This window comes from Planobispora rosea (assembly GCF_014648175.1).
Lineage (GTDB): Bacteria > Actinomycetota > Actinomycetes > Streptosporangiales > Streptosporangiaceae > Planobispora > Planobispora rosea.
Genome location: NZ_BMQP01000010.1, coordinates 123,854 through 141,248, shown reverse-complemented (window position 1 = coordinate 141,248; position 17,395 = coordinate 123,854). Strand labels below are relative to the sequence as shown.

Annotated in this window: 15 protein-coding genes; 7 read left to right on the top strand and 8 right to left on the bottom strand. The window is 70.4% G+C overall.

The window, feature by feature from the left end:
* The 5 genes from IEZ08_RS12695 to IEZ08_RS12675 all read left to right on the top strand — a co-directional run bounded on the left by IEZ08_RS12695 (position 1) and on the right by IEZ08_RS12675 (position 5,234).
* On the top strand, positions 1-663 hold the full coding sequence (locus IEZ08_RS12695) for a hypothetical protein (protein WP_189242180.1): 663 nt from the start codon (positions 1-3) through the stop codon (positions 661-663).
* On the top strand, positions 660-1,751 hold the full coding sequence (locus IEZ08_RS12690; RefSeq protein ID WP_068927097.1) for a C40 family peptidase: 1,092 nt from the start codon (positions 660-662) through the stop codon (positions 1,749-1,751). Before IEZ08_RS12695 ends, IEZ08_RS12690 begins: the two co-directional genes overlap by 4 nt.
* A gap of 51 nt (positions 1,752-1,802) precedes the next feature.
* Entirely contained in the window at positions 1,803-2,195 is a 393-nt protein-coding gene (locus tag IEZ08_RS12685) for a (deoxy)nucleoside triphosphate pyrophosphohydrolase (protein ID WP_068927095.1), read from the top strand.
* 75 nt (positions 2,196-2,270) lie between these two features.
* Positions 2,271-3,578 carry a hypothetical protein gene (locus tag IEZ08_RS12680; RefSeq protein WP_141704250.1) on the top strand — a complete coding sequence of 436 codons (1,308 nt, stop codon included), beginning with the start codon at positions 2,271-2,273 and terminating at the stop codon, positions 3,576-3,578.
* A 132-nt stretch (positions 3,579-3,710) separates the two neighbouring features.
* Entirely contained in the window at positions 3,711-5,234 is a 1,524-nt protein-coding gene (locus IEZ08_RS12675) for a hypothetical protein (RefSeq protein ID WP_189242179.1), read from the top strand.
* A gap of 146 nt (positions 5,235-5,380) precedes the next feature.
* On the opposite strand, the gene IEZ08_RS12670 is transcribed toward IEZ08_RS12675, so the two are convergent.
* From IEZ08_RS12670 to IEZ08_RS12635, 8 genes are all read right to left on the bottom strand, one after another.
* Positions 5,381-5,752, bottom strand: a complete 372-nt coding sequence (locus IEZ08_RS12670; RefSeq protein ID WP_229803073.1) for an effector-associated constant component EACC1 — start codon at positions 5,750-5,752, stop codon at positions 5,381-5,383.
* Positions 5,753-6,013: 261 nt separating this feature from the next.
* A complete protein-coding gene (locus IEZ08_RS12665; RefSeq protein ID WP_068927087.1) occupies positions 6,014-6,778 on the bottom strand; it encodes a succinate dehydrogenase/fumarate reductase iron-sulfur subunit in 765 nt (254 codons plus the stop codon).
* A gap of 4 nt (positions 6,779-6,782) precedes the next feature.
* On the bottom strand, positions 6,783-8,708 hold the full coding sequence (locus IEZ08_RS12660; protein WP_068927085.1) for a fumarate reductase/succinate dehydrogenase flavoprotein subunit: 1,926 nt from the start codon (positions 8,706-8,708) through the stop codon (positions 6,783-6,785).
* 18 nt (positions 8,709-8,726) lie between these two features.
* Positions 8,727-9,521 (bottom strand): succinate dehydrogenase subunit SdhC, encoded by a 795-nt coding sequence (gene sdhC / locus IEZ08_RS12655; RefSeq protein WP_068927083.1) that lies wholly within the window; start codon positions 9,519-9,521, stop codon positions 8,727-8,729.
* Between the two features lie 328 nt (positions 9,522-9,849).
* The gene (locus tag IEZ08_RS12650; RefSeq protein WP_068927081.1) at positions 9,850-10,290 is read right to left on the bottom strand and encodes a response regulator; all 441 of its coding nucleotides are present in this window, start codon (positions 10,288-10,290) and stop codon (positions 9,850-9,852) included.
* On the bottom strand, positions 10,283-11,929 hold the full coding sequence (locus IEZ08_RS12645; RefSeq protein WP_068927079.1) for a sensor histidine kinase: 1,647 nt from the start codon (positions 11,927-11,929) through the stop codon (positions 10,283-10,285). The genes IEZ08_RS12650 and IEZ08_RS12645 overlap by 8 nt, the downstream gene beginning before the upstream one ends.
* A gap of 107 nt (positions 11,930-12,036) precedes the next feature.
* Entirely contained in the window at positions 12,037-13,191 is a 1,155-nt protein-coding gene (locus IEZ08_RS12640) for a PP2C family protein-serine/threonine phosphatase (RefSeq protein WP_229803072.1), read from the bottom strand.
* A 100-nt stretch (positions 13,192-13,291) separates the two neighbouring features.
* Entirely contained in the window at positions 13,292-14,233 is a 942-nt protein-coding gene (locus IEZ08_RS12635; RefSeq protein WP_189242177.1) for a LysR family transcriptional regulator, read from the bottom strand.
* 367 nt (positions 14,234-14,600) lie between these two features.
* Between IEZ08_RS12635 and IEZ08_RS12630 the strand changes: the two genes are divergently transcribed.
* Together IEZ08_RS12630 and IEZ08_RS12625 are read left to right on the top strand one after the other, a co-directional pair.
* Positions 14,601-15,383, top strand: coding sequence for a succinate dehydrogenase cytochrome b subunit (locus tag IEZ08_RS12630; RefSeq protein WP_084780702.1), 783 nt, complete (start codon positions 14,601-14,603; stop codon positions 15,381-15,383).
* A 74-nt stretch (positions 15,384-15,457) separates the two neighbouring features.
* Positions 15,458-17,380: a fumarate reductase/succinate dehydrogenase flavoprotein subunit gene (locus IEZ08_RS12625; protein ID WP_373294347.1), complete on the top strand. Its 1,923-nt coding sequence runs from the start codon at positions 15,458-15,460 to the stop codon at positions 17,378-17,380.
* Positions 17,381-17,395: the final 15 nt, after the last annotated feature.

The window sequence follows — 17,395 nt, the reverse complement described above, 5'->3', positions numbered from 1 at the left end:
ATGGCCGGGGGCGGGAACCGCCGGGGGCTCGTGTTCGGGGTGCTCGTCGGGCTGCTCGCGCTGGTCGGGGTCTACCTGACCCTGGCGGACACCGGGGACCTCGGCCAGAGCCGGGCCGATCCGGCGGGCGTCAGCCGTACCGTGCCGGAACCACCGGTGCGGGTGACCGAGGAGCCGTCGCGCCCGGCCGCGACGGCCAGTGACGCGCCCTTCGACGTCTACTCCTACCTGCCGATGACCAAGCAGGAGTTGTCCGCCGCCGCCGACTACGCGCGGCGCTTCACCGCCGAGTACGGCACCTACGACCACCGCGAGGACCCGGTGGCCCACGGGGACCGGCTGCGGGGCTACGCGACGGCGGAGTTCGCCGACGTGCTGGTGCGGGCCCGGACCGCGGCGGCGTTCGTGGAGGCGAACCGGGCCGACGAGGTGGTCTCCGCCGGTTCGGCGACGGTCAAGGAGATCCGGCAGGTCCAGAGCTCCTCGGTGGTCTTCGTGGTGGCCTGCACCGAGCGGATCACCTCCAAGGGCGGGCCGAGGGACCGCACCGACGAGTACGCCGTCACGCTCATCCCGGTCGGCGACGGCTGGCGCGTCCACGACCTCCAGCCCGCCGACGCAGGCCAGGAAGGAGACGACCAGATCACGGGGGCGGGCGGGTGAACGGCGGCAGGACGGTCCGGATCACACTGATCCTCGCTGTCGCGGGGCTGTGCCTGCTCACCCTGATCATGGCTCCGATGATGATGGTGAGCACCTTCCCCTCGTTCACCGGCGGCGGAGATCTCCCCGGCTGCGAGGAGAGCGCCAGGCAGGCGGCCGACGAGTCCGAGACGGCGACCTCCGACATCCCGGAGGAGTACCTCAAGCTCTACCGCGAGCACGGCGAGAAGGTCGGCGTGCAGTGGAACGTGCTCGCCGGGGTCGGCAAACGGGAGACCGACCACGGGCGCTCCACCCTCCCCGGCGTGCGGAGCGGGACCAACCACGCCGGAGCCGCCGGGCCGATGCAGTTCCTGATCAGCACGTGGGGCGGGAAGGCGAAGATCAAGATCCCGTCGGAGTTCAACGGGTACGCCTCCGACGGCGACGGCGACGGCTGGGCCGACGTCTACAACCCGGCGGACGCCATTCTCGGCGCGGCCAAGATGCTCAAGCGCAACGGGGCGCCGGAGAACGTGCGGCAGGCGCTGTTCGTCTACAACCGGGCCTGGTGGTACGTGGACCAGGTCATGGAGATCGCCGCGAAGTACGCCGAGGACGGAGAGGTCGGCACCCCGCCCGAGGCCGAGCCCGCCTGCGACCCGCCCCTGGTGGCGGCGGCACCCGACGACGTGGTGGCCGGGATCCTCAGCTACGCGCTGGCGCAGCGCGGCAAGCCGTACCTGTGGGGCGGCACCGGGCCGGACGCCTTCGACTGCTCGGGGATCATCTACATGGCCTACCGGAGCGTCGGCCTGTCCATCCCGCGCACGACCTTCGGCCAGTGGCCGTTCGGGGTGGAGGTCCCCGCGGGTGAGGAGCAGGCCGGGGACCTGGTCTTCTTCAACTCCGGTCCCGGCACCGGCCCCGACCGGCCGGGCCACGTGGGCATGGTCGTCGCGCCGGGCAAGATGATCGAGGCCAGGTGCCGCCTGTGCGGTCCGATCAAGGTCACCACCTACCGCGACCGCGCCGGCATCGTCGGCTTCACCCGCCCCCTGCGGAACCCCTCGGTCATGGCCCAGCTCGAACTGAGGAAACAGGGCTGAGAGATCGACTCAGGGCGAAGGGGTCCCGGTCATGGGACAGAATCAGACGTCATGAGGAGAGTCGTCGTGGGGGCCGCGATCGTCGACGGGAGCGGCAGGCTTCTCGCCGCGCAACGGGCCGAGCCGCCGGAGCTGGCCGGCGGCTGGGAGTTCCCGGGAGGAAAGGTCGATCCGGGCGAGGACGACCTCACCGCCCTGGTCCGGGAGTGCCAGGAGGAGCTGGGGGTCCTGATCGAGGTGGGGGAGCGGGTCGGCGGCGACTGGCCGCTGAGCGAGGGCTACGTCCTGCGGGTGTGGATCGCGACGATCGCGCAGGGGGATCCGGAGGCCAAGGAGCACCTGGGGCTGCGCTGGCTCTCGATGGACCGGCTGGACGAGGTGGCCTGGCTCCCCGCGGACCTGCCGATCGTGCATGCCGTACGAGACGTGCTCGTCAAGGATTGAAAGATAGCGCACCGTGACATAACAGTTACGGGGCGTATTTATCGCGCGCCCGGGTCAGGGGATCGGAGACGTGCGGTGGGCGTAAAAGGCGGGTGGCTGAAGCATGCCCTGGTCGTATCGGCCGTGGGGTCGGGGGCGGTCACGGTGGGCGGCGCGTCGGCGGGCGCGTTCGGGCAGGACGATCCCCTCCTGTCCTGCCTCTCCCAGGCGCCTCCGGTGGCCGAGACGGGGACGCTCCCGCTGTGGGCCTGGGTGCCGCTGAGCGAGACGACCGGGTTCTGGATCCGGCTGGAACGGCCGGACCCGGACTCCCAGGGCGTCTGGTCCGCCTGGCCGGAGCTGCCCGGCGGGGCCGCCGCGGCAGGCGAACCGAATATGCCGGGTGAACCGAACGCGCCGGGTGAACCGAACGCGCCGGGTGAGTCGAACGCGCCGGGTGAGCCGGGATCCGGCGCGTGGCCGTTCCCGGCGGTCCACTCCGACCTCCTCGAATGCCTCGTGGACGCCGGGGCGGCCGCCGCGGGCGGCCCGAGCGGGGTCCCGCCCGTTCCCCCGGTCTCCCCGGTGCCGCAGGTCCCGGGCAAGCCGCAGCCCAGGCCGCGGACGCCTCCGGCGACACCCGCGCCGGCCGCGCCGAAGCCTTCGGAGGACCCGGAGTCCCCTCCGAGCCCGGGCAAGGAGCACCCCACCATGGACGACTGCCGTCCACCGGGCACACAGGACCAGCAGGCGCCGGAGGAATGCGAGCCGCGGGGCGTACCCTCCGAACCGCCCCGCGAGCAGACGCCGGAGCCGTCTCCCCCACCCTCCGCGGCGGGGGAGAACGCGCGGCCGGACGCCGCACCCGCGAAGAACCGCCCCAAGCGGCCTCGCGGCGACGGCAGGGGAAGGAACGAGCAGGTGCTTCCCGGCGGCGGCGCCGACTCCGGGTCGGAGAAGAAGCGGCCCAGGCGGCCCGGACGGGGAGGGGCGAGCCCCGCACCGGGTCCCACGGCTCCCGGTGATCTGAGCGGGAGCCCGACGACCGCTCCGCCGGTACCCACGCCCACTCCCGCGCCCGTGCTCGTGCCGCCGGGGTGGACGGTGGTCGGCCAGGCGCCCGCGCCGGTCTGGAACACCCCGTCGATCCGGATGCCACCGGCCGTGCCCTCCCCGGTCGCACCGCAGCACCGGCCCGAGGCGGAGCAGCCTCTGGGCGCCCCGCTGCCCCGCGAGATCCACCACGGCCCGGCGACGGCGGAGCCGGAACGGCAACTGGAGGTCGTGGGACAGTCGAGCCCGCTGAGCGGGATCCGGGGCCTGCCGGTCGCGGGGGTGGCCATCGGGGGGCTGCTCTGCCTGCTCTGGCTTCAGGCCAGACTCCGCCGGGGCCGCATGTTCTGAGGGTCACCGGGGCCCGCGTGACAGCGCCGTCAGCGAGATTGTGATCTGTATGGTAAAGGCTGCTTTGCTGTTACTTTTCTCCGACTAGTATTTCTTCGATGTGAGTCGCTCGGGGAATGCACGGAGGCACCGGTGACGAGATCCCGCCGTACGGCAGCTGTCTCGGCCGTGTTCGTATCCCTCGGCCTGAGCGGCGCGGTCATACTCGCCACCGCGTCGCTGACCGGCCCCGGCCGGGCGGACGCGGCCACCCGGGCCGTCCTCCTCGACCCCTCCTCGATTCCGGGATGCGACGTCGATCCCTCGGCCCCGTGCGAGGAGGAGCCGACCCCGACCGTCACCGTCACGATCACTCACACCCCCGGTGAGCCCGAGCCGGAGCCCGAGCCCGAGCCCGACCAGGAGACGGTCACCGTGCGGGTCACCGTCACGCCGTCGAAGACCCCCGCGACGACCAAGCCCCCCGCGCCTGCGGCGACGACCAAGCCCCCCACACCCCCGGCGACGTCGGCGCCTCCGCCGGTCCAGGTGCCGACCTCGGCACCCGTCGTCGAGCCGCCGCCGACGACCGCCTCGACCCCCGACGAAGAGGTCGTCTTCCCGACCACGCAGCAGACGCCCTCCCTGATCCCGACGGCCTCCCCGTCACCCGAGACGTCCGACAGCACGTTCGCCGACGACTCCGCCGCGGTGCCGTACGAGATCCGCAACGCCGGTTCGGACTACGACGCGACCACGCTCAGCCGTCAGCTCGGCATCCCCGCGCTGATCCTGGTCCTGCTCGTGCTGTTCGCCGTCCTGATCTTCGAGGGCAGGCTGCGCCGGATGGCCCACGCCGCCGCCGTCCGCCGGGCCGGCCCCCGCCCGACGGTCGCCGAGGGCTATCCCGCCGGTCCGGGCTACGCCTCCGCACCGGGCCTGCACGCGGTCTACCAGGGCGGTACGGCCTACGCCCCGATCATCAGCTTCGTCCCGATGCAGATGTACCCGCCGGTCTACCCGACCGAGCAGTACCCCCAGCCCTACGACCCGGCGGCTTACGCGCCCCATCCCCACGACCCGGCGGCTTACGCGCCCCATCCCCACGACCCGGCGGCTTACGCGCCCCATCCCCACGACCCGGCGGCCCGGCCGCACTCCTCCGGTCCCGAATCGCCGTGGTTCACCCCCGAACCGCATCCCGAACCGCACCCCGGCCCGTTCCCCAAGGACCCCGCCCTCCAGGATCCGGCATTCCCGCCCCCGGACGGGTTCCCCCCGGACCCCGGCCTCCCCGGCGGCTCCGAGCCCTGGTCCGCCCCCACCCCGCCCCCGGGCCCCAGTGATCTGCGCATCGGCCCTCCGCAGGGTCCCGCCGATCCACCTCCGGGTCTCCCGCCCGAGCCGCCCCAGAACTCCGGCCACCTCCACGCCGGTCCCCAGGGCCCCGGTGCTTTCCCCGGCGGCCCTCTCAACGGTCCCGGTGGCACGATGCCGTTCCCCGGGCCGCCGATGCCTCCCCAGGGACAGGAACCGCCCTCACCTCCTTTCGCCCCGCCCGCCGGTCCGCCGCCTCCGAGAGCTCTGGAGGGCCCCACCGGCACGGCGGTTCACCCGATCCCCGGATCGGGACCGGGCGAGAAGAAGCGCGGCCTGTTCCGCCGTAAGGGCAAGTAACCGCGGGGTGAGCCGGGACGCCTCGTCCCTGCTGGACGAGGTGAGCAGGTAGGCGCCCGACCAGGCTGCGTCGAAGGCGTAGTCGCCCGAGGTGCGCGGACCGCTCAGTCGCCGTCCTCCCGGACGACCCGGGCCTCGGCCGCGGGTTATCCCCGGCTGTCGACCCTCTGGAACGTCTGGACGACCTGCTCGGTGATCTCGTCGACCCGGGCGTGGTCGAGATCCCTCAGTCCGCCTGCGGTGGCCTCCATCTCCTTGTCACCGTCGACGATCTTGACGCTCACCTCTCCGGTCCGGGTGCGCAGCCAGGAGACCACCGCCGCGGACATCGAGGCGAGCGCGCCTCCCGATTCCAGCAGGACCTGCAGCGCCCCGGTGCCCGGTCCCAGTGTTCCGGGATCGGGAGGCCGCTCCTCCATTACCACGCGTCCGCGCAGGTCCGTCTCTTCCTGCAGCCACGCGTACAGATCCCTGAGTTGGTCATCCCGTCCTGTCTCTGCGCTCACCACGACATGCATGACATTTCCCCCGTCTCATCTCCAACCTAGGCTGGGCACAGCCGCGCGTGAACTCCCTCCCTCCCACGACGCGGTAAAGAGGTCCTGGTTGCGCCCATGGAGCGGTGGGGATCCAGACCCGGTTCGGTGCCTCCGCAAGACATGAGACGGGCCATCGCTGATGAGGACGGAAGTCAAGGCGAGCGGCGAGCCGTGAGCGGCCCTGCGCTCCTAACCGCGTCTCGCCGTACCGGAGCCGACGGTCCGGTACGGCGAGGAGGGTCAGTTCTTCGTCGTCCGGGAACGCCTGAAGATCTTGTCCCCGAGCCAGACCAGCGGGTCGTACTTGCGGTCGACGACGCGCTCCTTCATCGGGATCAACGCGTTATCGGTGATCTTGATGTGCTCGGGGCAGACCTCGGTGCAGCACTTGGTGATGTTGCAGAAGCCCAGCCCGTGCTCCTCCTGCGCGGCGTCCTTGCGGTCGGCCACGTCGTACGGGTGCATGTCCAGCTCGGCGATCCGCATCAGGAAGCGCGGCCCGGCGAACGCCGGCTTGTTCTCCTCGTGGTCGCGGATCACGTGGCAGACGTTGTTGCACATGAAGCACTCGATGCACTTGCGGAACTCCTGGCTCCGCTCGACGTCGATCTGCTGCATGCGGTACTCGCCCGGCTGGACGTCCGCCGGCGGCGTGAAGGAGGGGATCTCCCGGGCCTTGGCGTAGTTGAACGACACGTCCGTGACCAGATCCTTGATCACCGGGAACGTCCGCATGGGCGTCACGGTGATCGTCTCGTCCTCCGCGAAGGTGGACATCCGGGTCATGCAGCCGAGCCGGGGCTTGCCGTTGATCTCCATCGAGCACGAACCGCACTTGCCGGCCTTGCAGTTCCACCGTACGGCCAGGTCGGGGGCCTGGGTGGCCTGGAGTCTGTGGATGATGTCGAGGACGACCTCGCCCTCGTTCACCTCGACGGTGAAGTCCTCAAGCCTGCCCTCGCCGCCCTCGCCCCGCCACACGCGGAACTTCGCCTTGTAACCCATGGCTCTACTCCTTGACCAGCGCGTCGAAGTCGGCCAGCTCTTCCTCGGTGATGTACTTCTTCAGCTCGGCCCGGTCGAACAGCCTGATCAGGTCGTCGCGCATGGCGGGCTGGGTCCTCTCCTCGACGGTGACCTCCGACCCGTCCGGGGAGGCGCCGCAGACCAGGAGCTTGCGCCGCCACTCGGGGGACATGCCGGGGAAGTCGTCGCGGGTGTGGCCGCCGCGGCTCTCCTCGCGCAGCAGTGCCGCCCGCGCCACGCACTCGGAGACCAGGAGCATGTTGCGCAGGTCCAGGGCGAGGTGCCAGCCGGGGTTGTAGATCCGGCCGCCGGGGGCGCCGACGCCCTTGGCCCGCTCCCTGAGCTTGCCCACGGACTCCAGCGCCTCGGTGATCTCCTCGGCCTTGCGGATGATGCCGACCAGGTCGTTCATCGTCCGCTGCAGCTCCTGGTGGACCTCGTAGGGGTTCTCGCCGCTGCGCTCCAGCGGGGCCAGCGCCTCGGCCCTCGCCGCGGTCACCGACTCCTCCGAGACCACCGGCCGGGCCTTCAGGCCGTCCACGTACGCCGAGGCTCCGGCGCCTGCCCGGCGGCCGAACACCAGCAGGTCGGACAGGGAGTTGCCGCCGAGCCGGTTGGAGCCGTGCATGCCGCCGGAGACCTCACCCGCCGCGAACAGGCCTGGCACGGACGCCGCCCCGGTGTCCGCGTCGACCTCGACGCCGCCCATGATGTAGTGACAGGTCGGGCCGACCTGCATCGGCTCGGCGGTGATGTCGACGTCGGCCAGCTCCTTGAACTGGTGGTGCATCGACGGCAGCCGCCGGACGATCTCCGCGGCCGGCAGGCGGGTGGAGACGTCCAGGTAGACGCCGCCCTGGGGTGAGCCGCGCCCGGCCTTGACCTCGGCGTTGATGGCCCGGGCCACCTCGTCGCGGGGCAGCAGCTCCGGAGGCCGGCGGTTGTTGGCCTGGTCGGTGTACCAGCGGTCGGCCTCCTCCTCGGTCGTGGCGTACTTGTCCTTGAACACGTCCGGGATGTAGTCGAACATGAAGCGCCTGCCCTCGGAGTTGCGCAGCACGCCTCCGTCGCCGCGGACGGACTCGGTGACGAGGATGCCGCGGACCGACGGCGGCCAGACCATCCCGGTCGGGTGGAACTGGATGAACTCCATGTTGATCAGCTTCGCCCCGGCCAGCAGCGCCAGCGCGTGGCCGTCCCCGGTGTACTCCCAGGAGTTGGAGGTGACCACGTAGGACTTGCCGATGCCGCCGGTGGCGAGCACGACCGCGGGGGCGTCGAACAGGATGAGCTTGCCGTTCTCCCGCCAGTAGCCGAAGGCCCCGGAGATGACGCCGCCCGCCCTGCCCGCCCCGCCGGCGGCCTTGTCGCCGGTCTTGAGCAGGCGGGTGATCGTGCACTCCTGGAAGACCTTGATGTACGCCTCGGGGTCGCCGTGCAGCTTCTCGTCCTCCTGCTGGAGCGCGACCACGCGCTGCTGCAGGGTGCGGATCATCTCCAGGCCGGTACGGTCGCCGACGTGGGCCAGCCGGGGGTACTCGTGCCCGCCGAAGTTGCGCTGGCTGATCTTGCCGTCCTTCGTGCGGTCGAACAGCGCGCCCCAGGCCTCCAGCTCCCAGACCCGGTCCGGGGCCTCCTTGGCGTGCAGCTCGGCCATCCTCCAGTTGTTGAGGAACTTGCCGCCGCGCATGGTGTCGCGGAAGTGCACCATCCAGTTGTCGTCGCTGTTGACGTTGCCCATGGCCGCGGCGGCGCCGCCCTCGGCCATGACGGTGTGGGCCTTGCCGAACAGCGACTTGCAGACGATCGCGGTGCGCTTGCCCTGTTGCCGGGCCTCGATGGCGGCCCGCAGCCCCGCCCCGCCGGCCCCGATGACGACGACGTCGTATTCGTGACGCTCGATTTCCATGTGAGGTTCCACAGTTCCTTACGCGAACGGGAAGGAGAGGACGCCCTTGGCGACCAGCCGTACGTACAGGTCGGCGCCCATGACCGAGAACATCGAGATCAGGGCCAGCTCCTGGTGCTTGGAGTTGAGCTTGGAGACGAAGGTCCAGGCGCGGTACCGGACCGGGTGCCTGGAGAAGTGGTTCAGGCGTCCGGCGGTGATGTGGCGGCACGAGTGGCACGACAGGGTGTACAGGTTGATCAGGATCGCGTTGCCGATCAGGACCCAGGTGCCGATCCCGCCCGGCTTCTCGATGAGCGCCTTGACCGCGTCGTAGGCGAGGATCAGACCGATCACGATCGCCGCGTAGAAGAAGTAGCGGTGGATGTTCTGCAGGATCAGCGGGAAGCGGGACTCGCCGGTGTACTTGCTGTGCGGCTCGTTGACGCCGCAGGCCGGGGGCGAGAGCCAGAAGCCGCGGTAGTAGGCCTTGCGGTAGTAGTAGCAGGTGAAGCGGAACCCGGCCGGCAGGCCGAGGATCAGCAGGCCCGGCGGCCAGGTGTACCAGTCGCCGAGGGGCGCCCAGCCGAACAGTCGCGCGTCCGGTTCGCAGACCGCCTCCGCCAGGCAGGGCGAGGCGAACGGCGCGTGGTACGGCGCGACGAAGAAGTCGTTATCGAAGATCGCCCACGTGGCGTAGACGAGGAACGCCGTGAAGATGATGAAGGTGACCAGGGGATAACGCCACCACTGGTCGGTTCGCAGGGTGCGCTCTTTGATCTGCGCGCGCTGCCTTCTGGCCGGGGCCGAGCTGTCGGCCGTTGTCTGGGTCATGCGAGACCTCTCCACCTCCCGCGGACCCCGTTCGGCAAAGGGGGTCCGGGTCGCTTCAGCTGTGCCGCCCGCCGGGCCGCGGTCGCGCCGGCTCAGGCGTGCGCGCACACATTGGTGGGGGATACGTTACGACGCGGCTCATCGGTTGTGTGAGAAGCGTCACTCACATTTTCGCAGAGCCGGTGTGATTCCCGTCACGTCGGGCAAGCGAGAGGTCGCGGAGAGGTCAGATAGCCCCCCCAAAAGCCTCAAAAGGCACTAGCTGCCATAAAAAGTGTAAATCGCGACGAATACCACATAAATTCCAGAGCGATGGGCTGGGGCGACGTCAGACCGAGTGGGGCAGCTTCACCACCGTCACGAAGAAGTCGTCGATCCGCCGGACCACGTTGATGAACTGGTCGAAGTCCACCGGCTTGGAGACGTAGGCGTTGGCGTGCAGGTTGTAGCTGCGCAGGATGTCCTCCTCCGCCTCCGAGGTGGTCAGCACGACCACCGGGATCCGGCGCAGGTTCTCGTCGGACTTGATGTCCTGGAGCACCTCGCGGCCGTCCTTGCGGGGCAGGTTGAGGTCCAGGAGGACCAGGTCGGGCGTGGGGGCGTCCTCGTACCCCTCCTCCTTGCGGAGGAAGGCCATGGCCTGCTCGCCGTCGTTGACGACGTGGAGCTTGTTCTTGACCTTGTTGAGCTCGAAGGCCTCCCGGGTGAGCAGGACGTCTCCCGGGTCGTCCTCGACCAGGAGGACGTCGATCCAGCGGAAGTCATTCATCGGTGTCTCCTCGGGGAAGGGTCCAGCGGAACGTCGTCCCGCTTTCCAGTTGCTTAACATCTTTTGCATCTTTTTGGCGGGAAGCGCCGGAATCATGACCGTTGTCGGAATCCTTGGCGTCCACCCAGATCTCTCCACCGTGGTATTCGACGATCTTCTTGCACAGCGCCAGCCCGATGCCGGTGCCCGGATAGACGTCCCGGCCGTGGAGCCGCTGGAAGATGAGGAAGATCCGGTCGGTGTACTTGCTCTCGATGCCGATCCCATTGTCGCTGCAGGAGAACTCCCACATGTCCCCGGCCGGGCGTGCCCCGATGTGCACGACGGGCGGCTGCCGGGAGCGGAACTTCACCGCGTTGCCGATGAGGTTCTGGAACAGCTGGGTGAGCTGCTGGCGGTTGCCGTACACCACCGGCATCTCGTCGAAGGTCACCGTCGCCCCCGTCTCCTCGATCGGGGCGGACAGATTGTCCAGCGCCTCCTTCAGGGGGATGGCGCTGTCGATCGGGGAGCGCTCGCCGCCGAGCCTGCCCACCCTGGAGAAGTCGAGCAGATCGCTGATGAGCGACTGCATGCGCTTGGCGCCGTCCACCGAGAACGCGATGTACTGCTTGGCCCGGTCGTCGAGCTGGTCGCCGTAGCGCTGCTCCAGCATCTGGGTGAAGCTGGCGACCTTGCGCAGCGGCTCCTGCAGGTCGTGACTGGCCACGTAGGCGAACTGCTCCAGCTCTCCGTTCGACCGGCGCAGCTCCACCGCCTGTTCCTCCAGCCTGGCCTGCGCCTCGCTGGCCCGGTGCCACTCGGCGAGGATGCGGCGGCGCATGGCGTCCACGTGACCGGAGAGCTCGGCCAGCTCGGCGGGGCGCTCGACCCTGAGCCGGTGGTCGAAGGCGCCCTGAGCGACCGCGCGGACCTGTCCGGTCAGCTCGGCCACCGGTCTCAGCACGGCGTAGCGGACGATGACGGCGAAGCCGACGAAGGCCAGGACCAGCACCGTGGCCACCCCGCCGACGGCGGCGTAGACCGACTGCCAGGACTGGTCCAGCCGGGCGCCCGCGGCGGTGTGCGCCCGGGTCAGGTGGTCTTCCAGCGCGGTCAGGGAGGCACGGACCCCGGCGTAGTGCTCGCTGCCGGACTTGGCGTCCTCCGTGAGGATCTCCTCCGACCTACCCGGCTTGGCGGCGTCCATGACGGCGTCGCCGTACTCCCTCCGCCAGGCCGTGGTGGCCTGCCTGATCGCGTCGAGCTCGGCCCGGATGACGCCCGGCTCGGGCATGCGGGGCAGCAGCTCACCGATGGCGTCCAGCGCGGCCGTCTCCTTCTCGACCGCGGCCCGGTAGTCCCGCAGGTGTTGTGCCTCGCCGGTCCTGCCGTACGCGCGCACCGCGCTCTCCTGCGTGCTCACCGCCCCGGACAGCTCCAGCGTGCGCAGGGCCGCGGGGTCGACGACGTCGACGACGACCGTCTTGGCCTCGCGGGCCGCGCCGATCGCGACGACCGTGACCGCGGCGGCGATCGCGAACATCAGCGCCACGGCCGAGCTCGCGAGCAGGAACCATCGCCCCACCGGCAGCTTGCCGAAGCCCCTGGCGGGCGGCGGGTCGGGAAGCGGGCGCGGTCGCGTGCGGTCGCTCATCATCCGGAGTCCTTCACCGCCCGCAGTCCGTCACCGGCCCGCGGTCCGCGCCGGCCGGGAGCTCACACCGCCGGAGTCCGCCACCGCCCGGCATCTCACCACCCGTCATCTCACCGCCTGCCGTTCCGCGAGATGTGGACCGCGGCCAGGTCGTCGTTGAGCGGGTCCTCGTTCAGCTCGATGACGCGCTCGATGAGCCGGTCGAGGTGGATGCCGCCCTGCTCGCGCACCAGCCGCTCCAGGCCCTCGGTGCCGAGCAGGTCGGGGCCTCCGCCCACGGTGGCCTCGATCAGCCCGTCGGTGTAGAGCAGGACGGACCACTCGTCGCCGAGCGGCACGTCGATGGGGGACCACTCGACGCCCTGGAAGATCCCCAGGGGTGGGCCGGACGGCGTTCCGGGCGTCACCTCGATCGCACCGTCGCGGATCAGCAGGGGCGGCGGATGGCCGACGACGTGCATGCGGGCGTGCCGCAGTCCCGGCTCCACGGTCATCGTGCAGAGCGTGGTGAAGATCTCCGAGGATTTGCGCTCGACGCGGAGCACCGAGTCGAGCGTGCGCAGCACGTCGTTGCCGGTGTGCCCGGCCAGGACCAGGGTCCGCCAGGCGATCCGCAGCGCCACTCCCAGCGCCGCCTCGTCCGGTCCGTGCCCGCAGACGTCGCCGACCACCACGTGCACGGCGCCGTCGGGGCTCTGCACGGTGTCCCAGAAGTCGCCGGCGAGGAGCGTGCGCTGGCGGCCGGGCAGGTAGCGGGCCTCGTGGTGGAGCGCCCCCGGCTCCAGCAGCGGGACGGGGAGCAGCCCGCGCTCCAGGCGGGAGTTCTCCTTGGTCGTCAGCTCGACCTCGACCAGCTTGCGCTGGGCCAGGTCGGCGCGCTTGCGCTCCATGGCGTAGCGGACCGCCCGGATCAGGAGCCGGGCGTCGATGTCCTGCTTCACCAGGAAGTCCTGGGCTCCGGCGGAGACCGCCTCCACGCCCACGTGCGAGTCGTTCAGGCCGGTCAGCACGAGCACGGCTGCGTGCGGCGCCATGGCGAGCACCTGCTCCAGAGCCTCCAGCCCGGACGCGTCGGGGAGCGAGAGGTCCACGAGCACGCACTTGACCTCGTCTGTCAGGCGGATCCGTCCCTCGGCCAGACTGCGCACCCAGATGATCTTCGGGGGGTTCTCGGCCTCGGCGAGAAGCTCCTCCACCAGGAAGGCGTCACCAGCATCGTCCTCGACGAGGAGAAGCGTGAGTGTTTCGTTGGGCGGAGCGGTCACTACGCCTCTTCGCATGTTCGAGGGGACACTTGTTCGACCTTTGAAGAATAACGGGCCAGTCCTTCGGAGGAGGACATGTGATTGATTCCTGATCTAGGGCTTACCGCTCGGGACCACCCGGGAGCAATTCGACGCCCTCGGGGAGGCTGCCGTCGTGGGCGGCCTCGGCGAGGAAGAACAGCAGGGTGGCGCGGAACGCCTGCGCGGCGCGGGTGGGCTCGACGTCCTTGCGGTGGGCGATGGCGATCGTACGGCGCAGGCCCGGCGGGGCCAGCGGGGTCCCGGTCAGGCCGGGGCGGCCGTCCAGCACCATGGAGGGGACCAGCGCGACGCCCAGCCCCGCCTCCACGAACCGCAGCACGGCGTCCATCTCGCCGCCCTCCACGGCGAAGCGCGGCTCGAACCCGGCCTGGCGGCACGCGCCCAGGGTGGCCTCGCGCAGGTCGTAGCCGCGTCGGAACATCACCATCGGCTGCTCGCGCAGTTCCTGGATGCGCAGGTACGGCCGGCGCGCACGCGAGGACGAGGGGGAGACGACGACCAGGTTCTCCCGGAGGATCTCCTCGGTGACCAGGGCGGGGTCGTCGCTCTGCAGCGGCATGATGATCAGGGCGAGGTCGAGCTGACCGCGGGCCAGGGCGCGGACCAGGTCACGGGAGCCGCCCTCCTCCACCAGCAGCTCGATGCCGGGATAGGCGCGATGGAACCTGGCCAGCGCGTCGGCCATCAGCCCGGCGCAGAGCGAGGGCGTGGCGCCCAGCCGTACCCGCCCCCGGCGCAGCCCGGCCAGCTCGGCGACCTCCCGGCGGGCGGTCTCCGCGTCGGCGAGTATCCGGCGGGCCAGCGGGAGCAGAGCCTCTCCGGCGGGGGTGAGCGTGACGTTGCCCCGGGCACGGCTGAACAGCGGCGCGCCGAGGTCGGTCTCCAGCGCCTTGATCTGCTTGCTCAGCGACGGCTGGGCGACGCGCATCCGCTCGGCGGCCTGGGTGAAGTGCCGGGCCTCGGCGACAGCCACGAAGTAGGCCAGTTGCTGGAACTGCACGTTTCCCAAGCGTACGGCCGCCACGATCCCCGCCCCCGCCCGCCCTCCCGCCGGCACCGGCTACCGGCCCCCGAGCCGCCGTGCGTAGCACGGCCATGGACCCGCGAGGGGGCGCCGGTGGACTAACGGAGGAGCGCGCCGGAGCGCAGCGACGAAGCGTGACGACGGCAGGAGCCGGTTACCGGCCCCCGAGCCGCGACGCGTCAGCATCGCCATGAACACTGTGAATTTGCTCGCACTCGTGCCGCTGACCACCGGTTGTAAGCCCCGGGTAAACACAGGGGATAGCCACAGGCTATGGAAACCACACCTGTGATGACTTGGACGGGACTTAAGTCCTTTTCCTACGGTTGCGGACGTGACTGCCATGATTGAGCGCGGAAGTTCCACCGCGCCGGTTGACCCCCCAGCGGGAACTCCCGCCACGCCGGTGACGCCCAAGCGGACTCCTCCGACCCCGACGCCCGGGCGGCGGGGCGGGTTCCTGGGCTCCTCCAACGGGAGGAAGGCCGTGATGGCCGTCACGGGCGCCATCCTGGTGCTCTTCCTCGTCGGTCACATGACCGGCAACCTCAAGGCGTTCTTCGGCGCGGACTCGTTCAACGAGTACGCGAGTTTCCTGCGCACCATGGGCGAGCCGCTCCTGCCCGGCCGGGTCGCGCTCACCATCGTCGAGGTCGTGCTGGGTGTCGCGATCATCCTGCACATGTGGTCGGCGATCTCCCTGGCCCGCCGCGCGGGCAAGGCCCGTCCGGTCAGGTACGCGGCCAGGCGCAAGGCCCAGGCGAGCGGCTACGCCGTCCACACCATGCGCTACGGCGGCGTCGTCATCCTGCTGTTCGTGATCTACCACCTGCTCGACCTGACCTTCGGCACGGTCAACCCGGCCGGCTGGGACGGCACGCCGTACGAGCGGCTGGTGGCGAGCTTCGCCCCCGAGCGCTGGTGGGTCACCGCCTTCTACGTGGTCGCCGTTCTCATGGTCGGCCTGCACCTGCGCCACGGCCTGTGGAGCGCGTTCCAGACCCTCGGCCTGGCGAGCGGCCGCAGCTACCGGCCGCTGAAGCTGACCGCCGCCGGGGTCTCCGCGGTGCTGGTCCTCGGTTTCCTCACGGTCCCCGTCGCGGTCATGATCGGAGTGATCAAGTGAGCAAGCGCAACGAGCGAGCCGGCGAGCAGAGCACCTCTGCGGACGTGACCGGAGAGGGAGGCCGCGTGGGCGGCGTGTTCTACACCGAGGGCGAGCCGATCCGGGACACCAAGGCTCCCGAGGGCCCGATCGAGGACCGCTGGGAGAAGCGGAAGTTCAGTGCCAAGCTGGTCAACCCGGCCAACAAGCGCAAGCTCCACGTCATCGTGGTCGGCACCGGCCTGGCCGGCGGTTCGGCGGCCGCGACCCTGGGCGAGCTGGGCTACAACGTCACCTCGTTCTGCTACCAGGACTCGCCGCGGCGCGCGCACTCCATCGCCGCGCAGGGCGGTATCAACGCGGCCAAGAACTACCGCGGTGACGGCGACTCGATCTACCGGCTGTTCTACGACACCGTCAAGGGCGGCGACTTCCGTGCCCGCGAGTCGAACGTCTACCGCCTGGCCCAGGTCAGCGTGAACATCATCGACCAGGCCGTGGCCCAGGGTGTGCCGTTCGCCCGCGAGTACGGCGGCCTGCTCGACACCCGCTCCTTCGGCGGCGCCCAGGTCTCCCGTACCTTCTACGCCCGCGGTCAGACGGGCCAGCAGCTGCTGCTCGGCGCCTACCAGGCGCTGGAGCGGCAGATCGCGGCCGGGACCGTGAAGATGCACACCCGCCACGAGATGCTCGACCTGATCGTGAGCGACGGCCGGGCGCGCGGCGTCATCGTCCGCGACATGGTCACCGGTGAGATCGAGCGGCACCTCGCCGACGCGGTCGTGCTGGCGACCGGCGGCTACGGCAACGTGTTCTTCCTGTCCACCAACGCCAAGGGCTGCAACACCACGGCGATCTGGCGGGCGCACCGGCGCGGCGCCTACTTCGGCAACCCCTGCTACACGCAGATCCACCCGACCTGCATCCCGGTCAGCGGCGACTACCAGTCCAAGCTGACCCTGATGTCGGAGTCGCTGCGCAACGACGGCCGTGTCTGGGTGCCGGTCAAGGCGGGCGACACCCGTCCCGCCGCGGAGATCCCGGAGGAGGAGCGCGACTACTACCTGGAGCGCATCTACCCGGCCTTCGGCAACCTGGTCCCGCGTGACATCGCCTCCCGCGCCGCCAAGAACGTCTGCGACGAGGGCCGCGGCGTCGGTCCCGGCGGTCTGGGCGTCTACCTCGACTTCGCCGACGCGATCAGGCGCCTCGGGCGGGACGCGGTGGAGAAGAAGTACGGCAACCTCTTCGAGATGTACGAGCGCATCACCGGCGAGGACCCCTACACCCAGCCGATGCGCATCTACCCGGCCGTCCACTACACGATGGGCGGCCTGTGGGTGGACTACGACCTGCAGTCCACGATCCCCGGCCTGTTCGTGATCGGCGAGGCGAACTTCTCCGACCACGGCGCCAACCGCCTGGGCGCGTCCGCGCTGATGCAGGGCCTGGCCGACGGCTACTTCGTGCTGCCGACCACGATCGGCGACTACCTGGCCAACGGCCCCTACGGCGAGGTCGACGAGGAGGCCGTGGCCGAGGCCGAGACCGCGGTCCGCAGCAAGATCGACAAGCTGCTCTCGGTCAACGGCACCCGCACCGCAGACTCCTACCACCGTGAGCTGGGCCGCCTCATGTGGGACTACTGCGGCATGGAGCGCACCGAGGAGTCCCTGCGCAAGGCCCTGGAGCGGATCCCCGAGCTCCGCGAGGAGTTCTGGGAGAACGTGAAGGTGTCCGGCCAGGCCGAGGAGCTCAACCAGGCGCTGGAGCGGGCGGGACGGGTCGCGGACTTCTTCGACCTGGCCGAGCTGATGTGCATCGACGCGCTGCACCGCACCGAGTCGTGCGGCGGCCACTTCCGCGCCGAGTCGCAGGACGCCGACGGCGAGGCCCTGCGCGACGACGAGAACTTCGCCTACGTCGCGGCCTGGGAGTACGGCGAGCAGGGGCCGATCCTGCACAAGGAAGCGCTGGACTACGAGTACGTCAAGATGAGCCAGCGGAGCTACAAGTGAGCGAGCGAGCCAAGG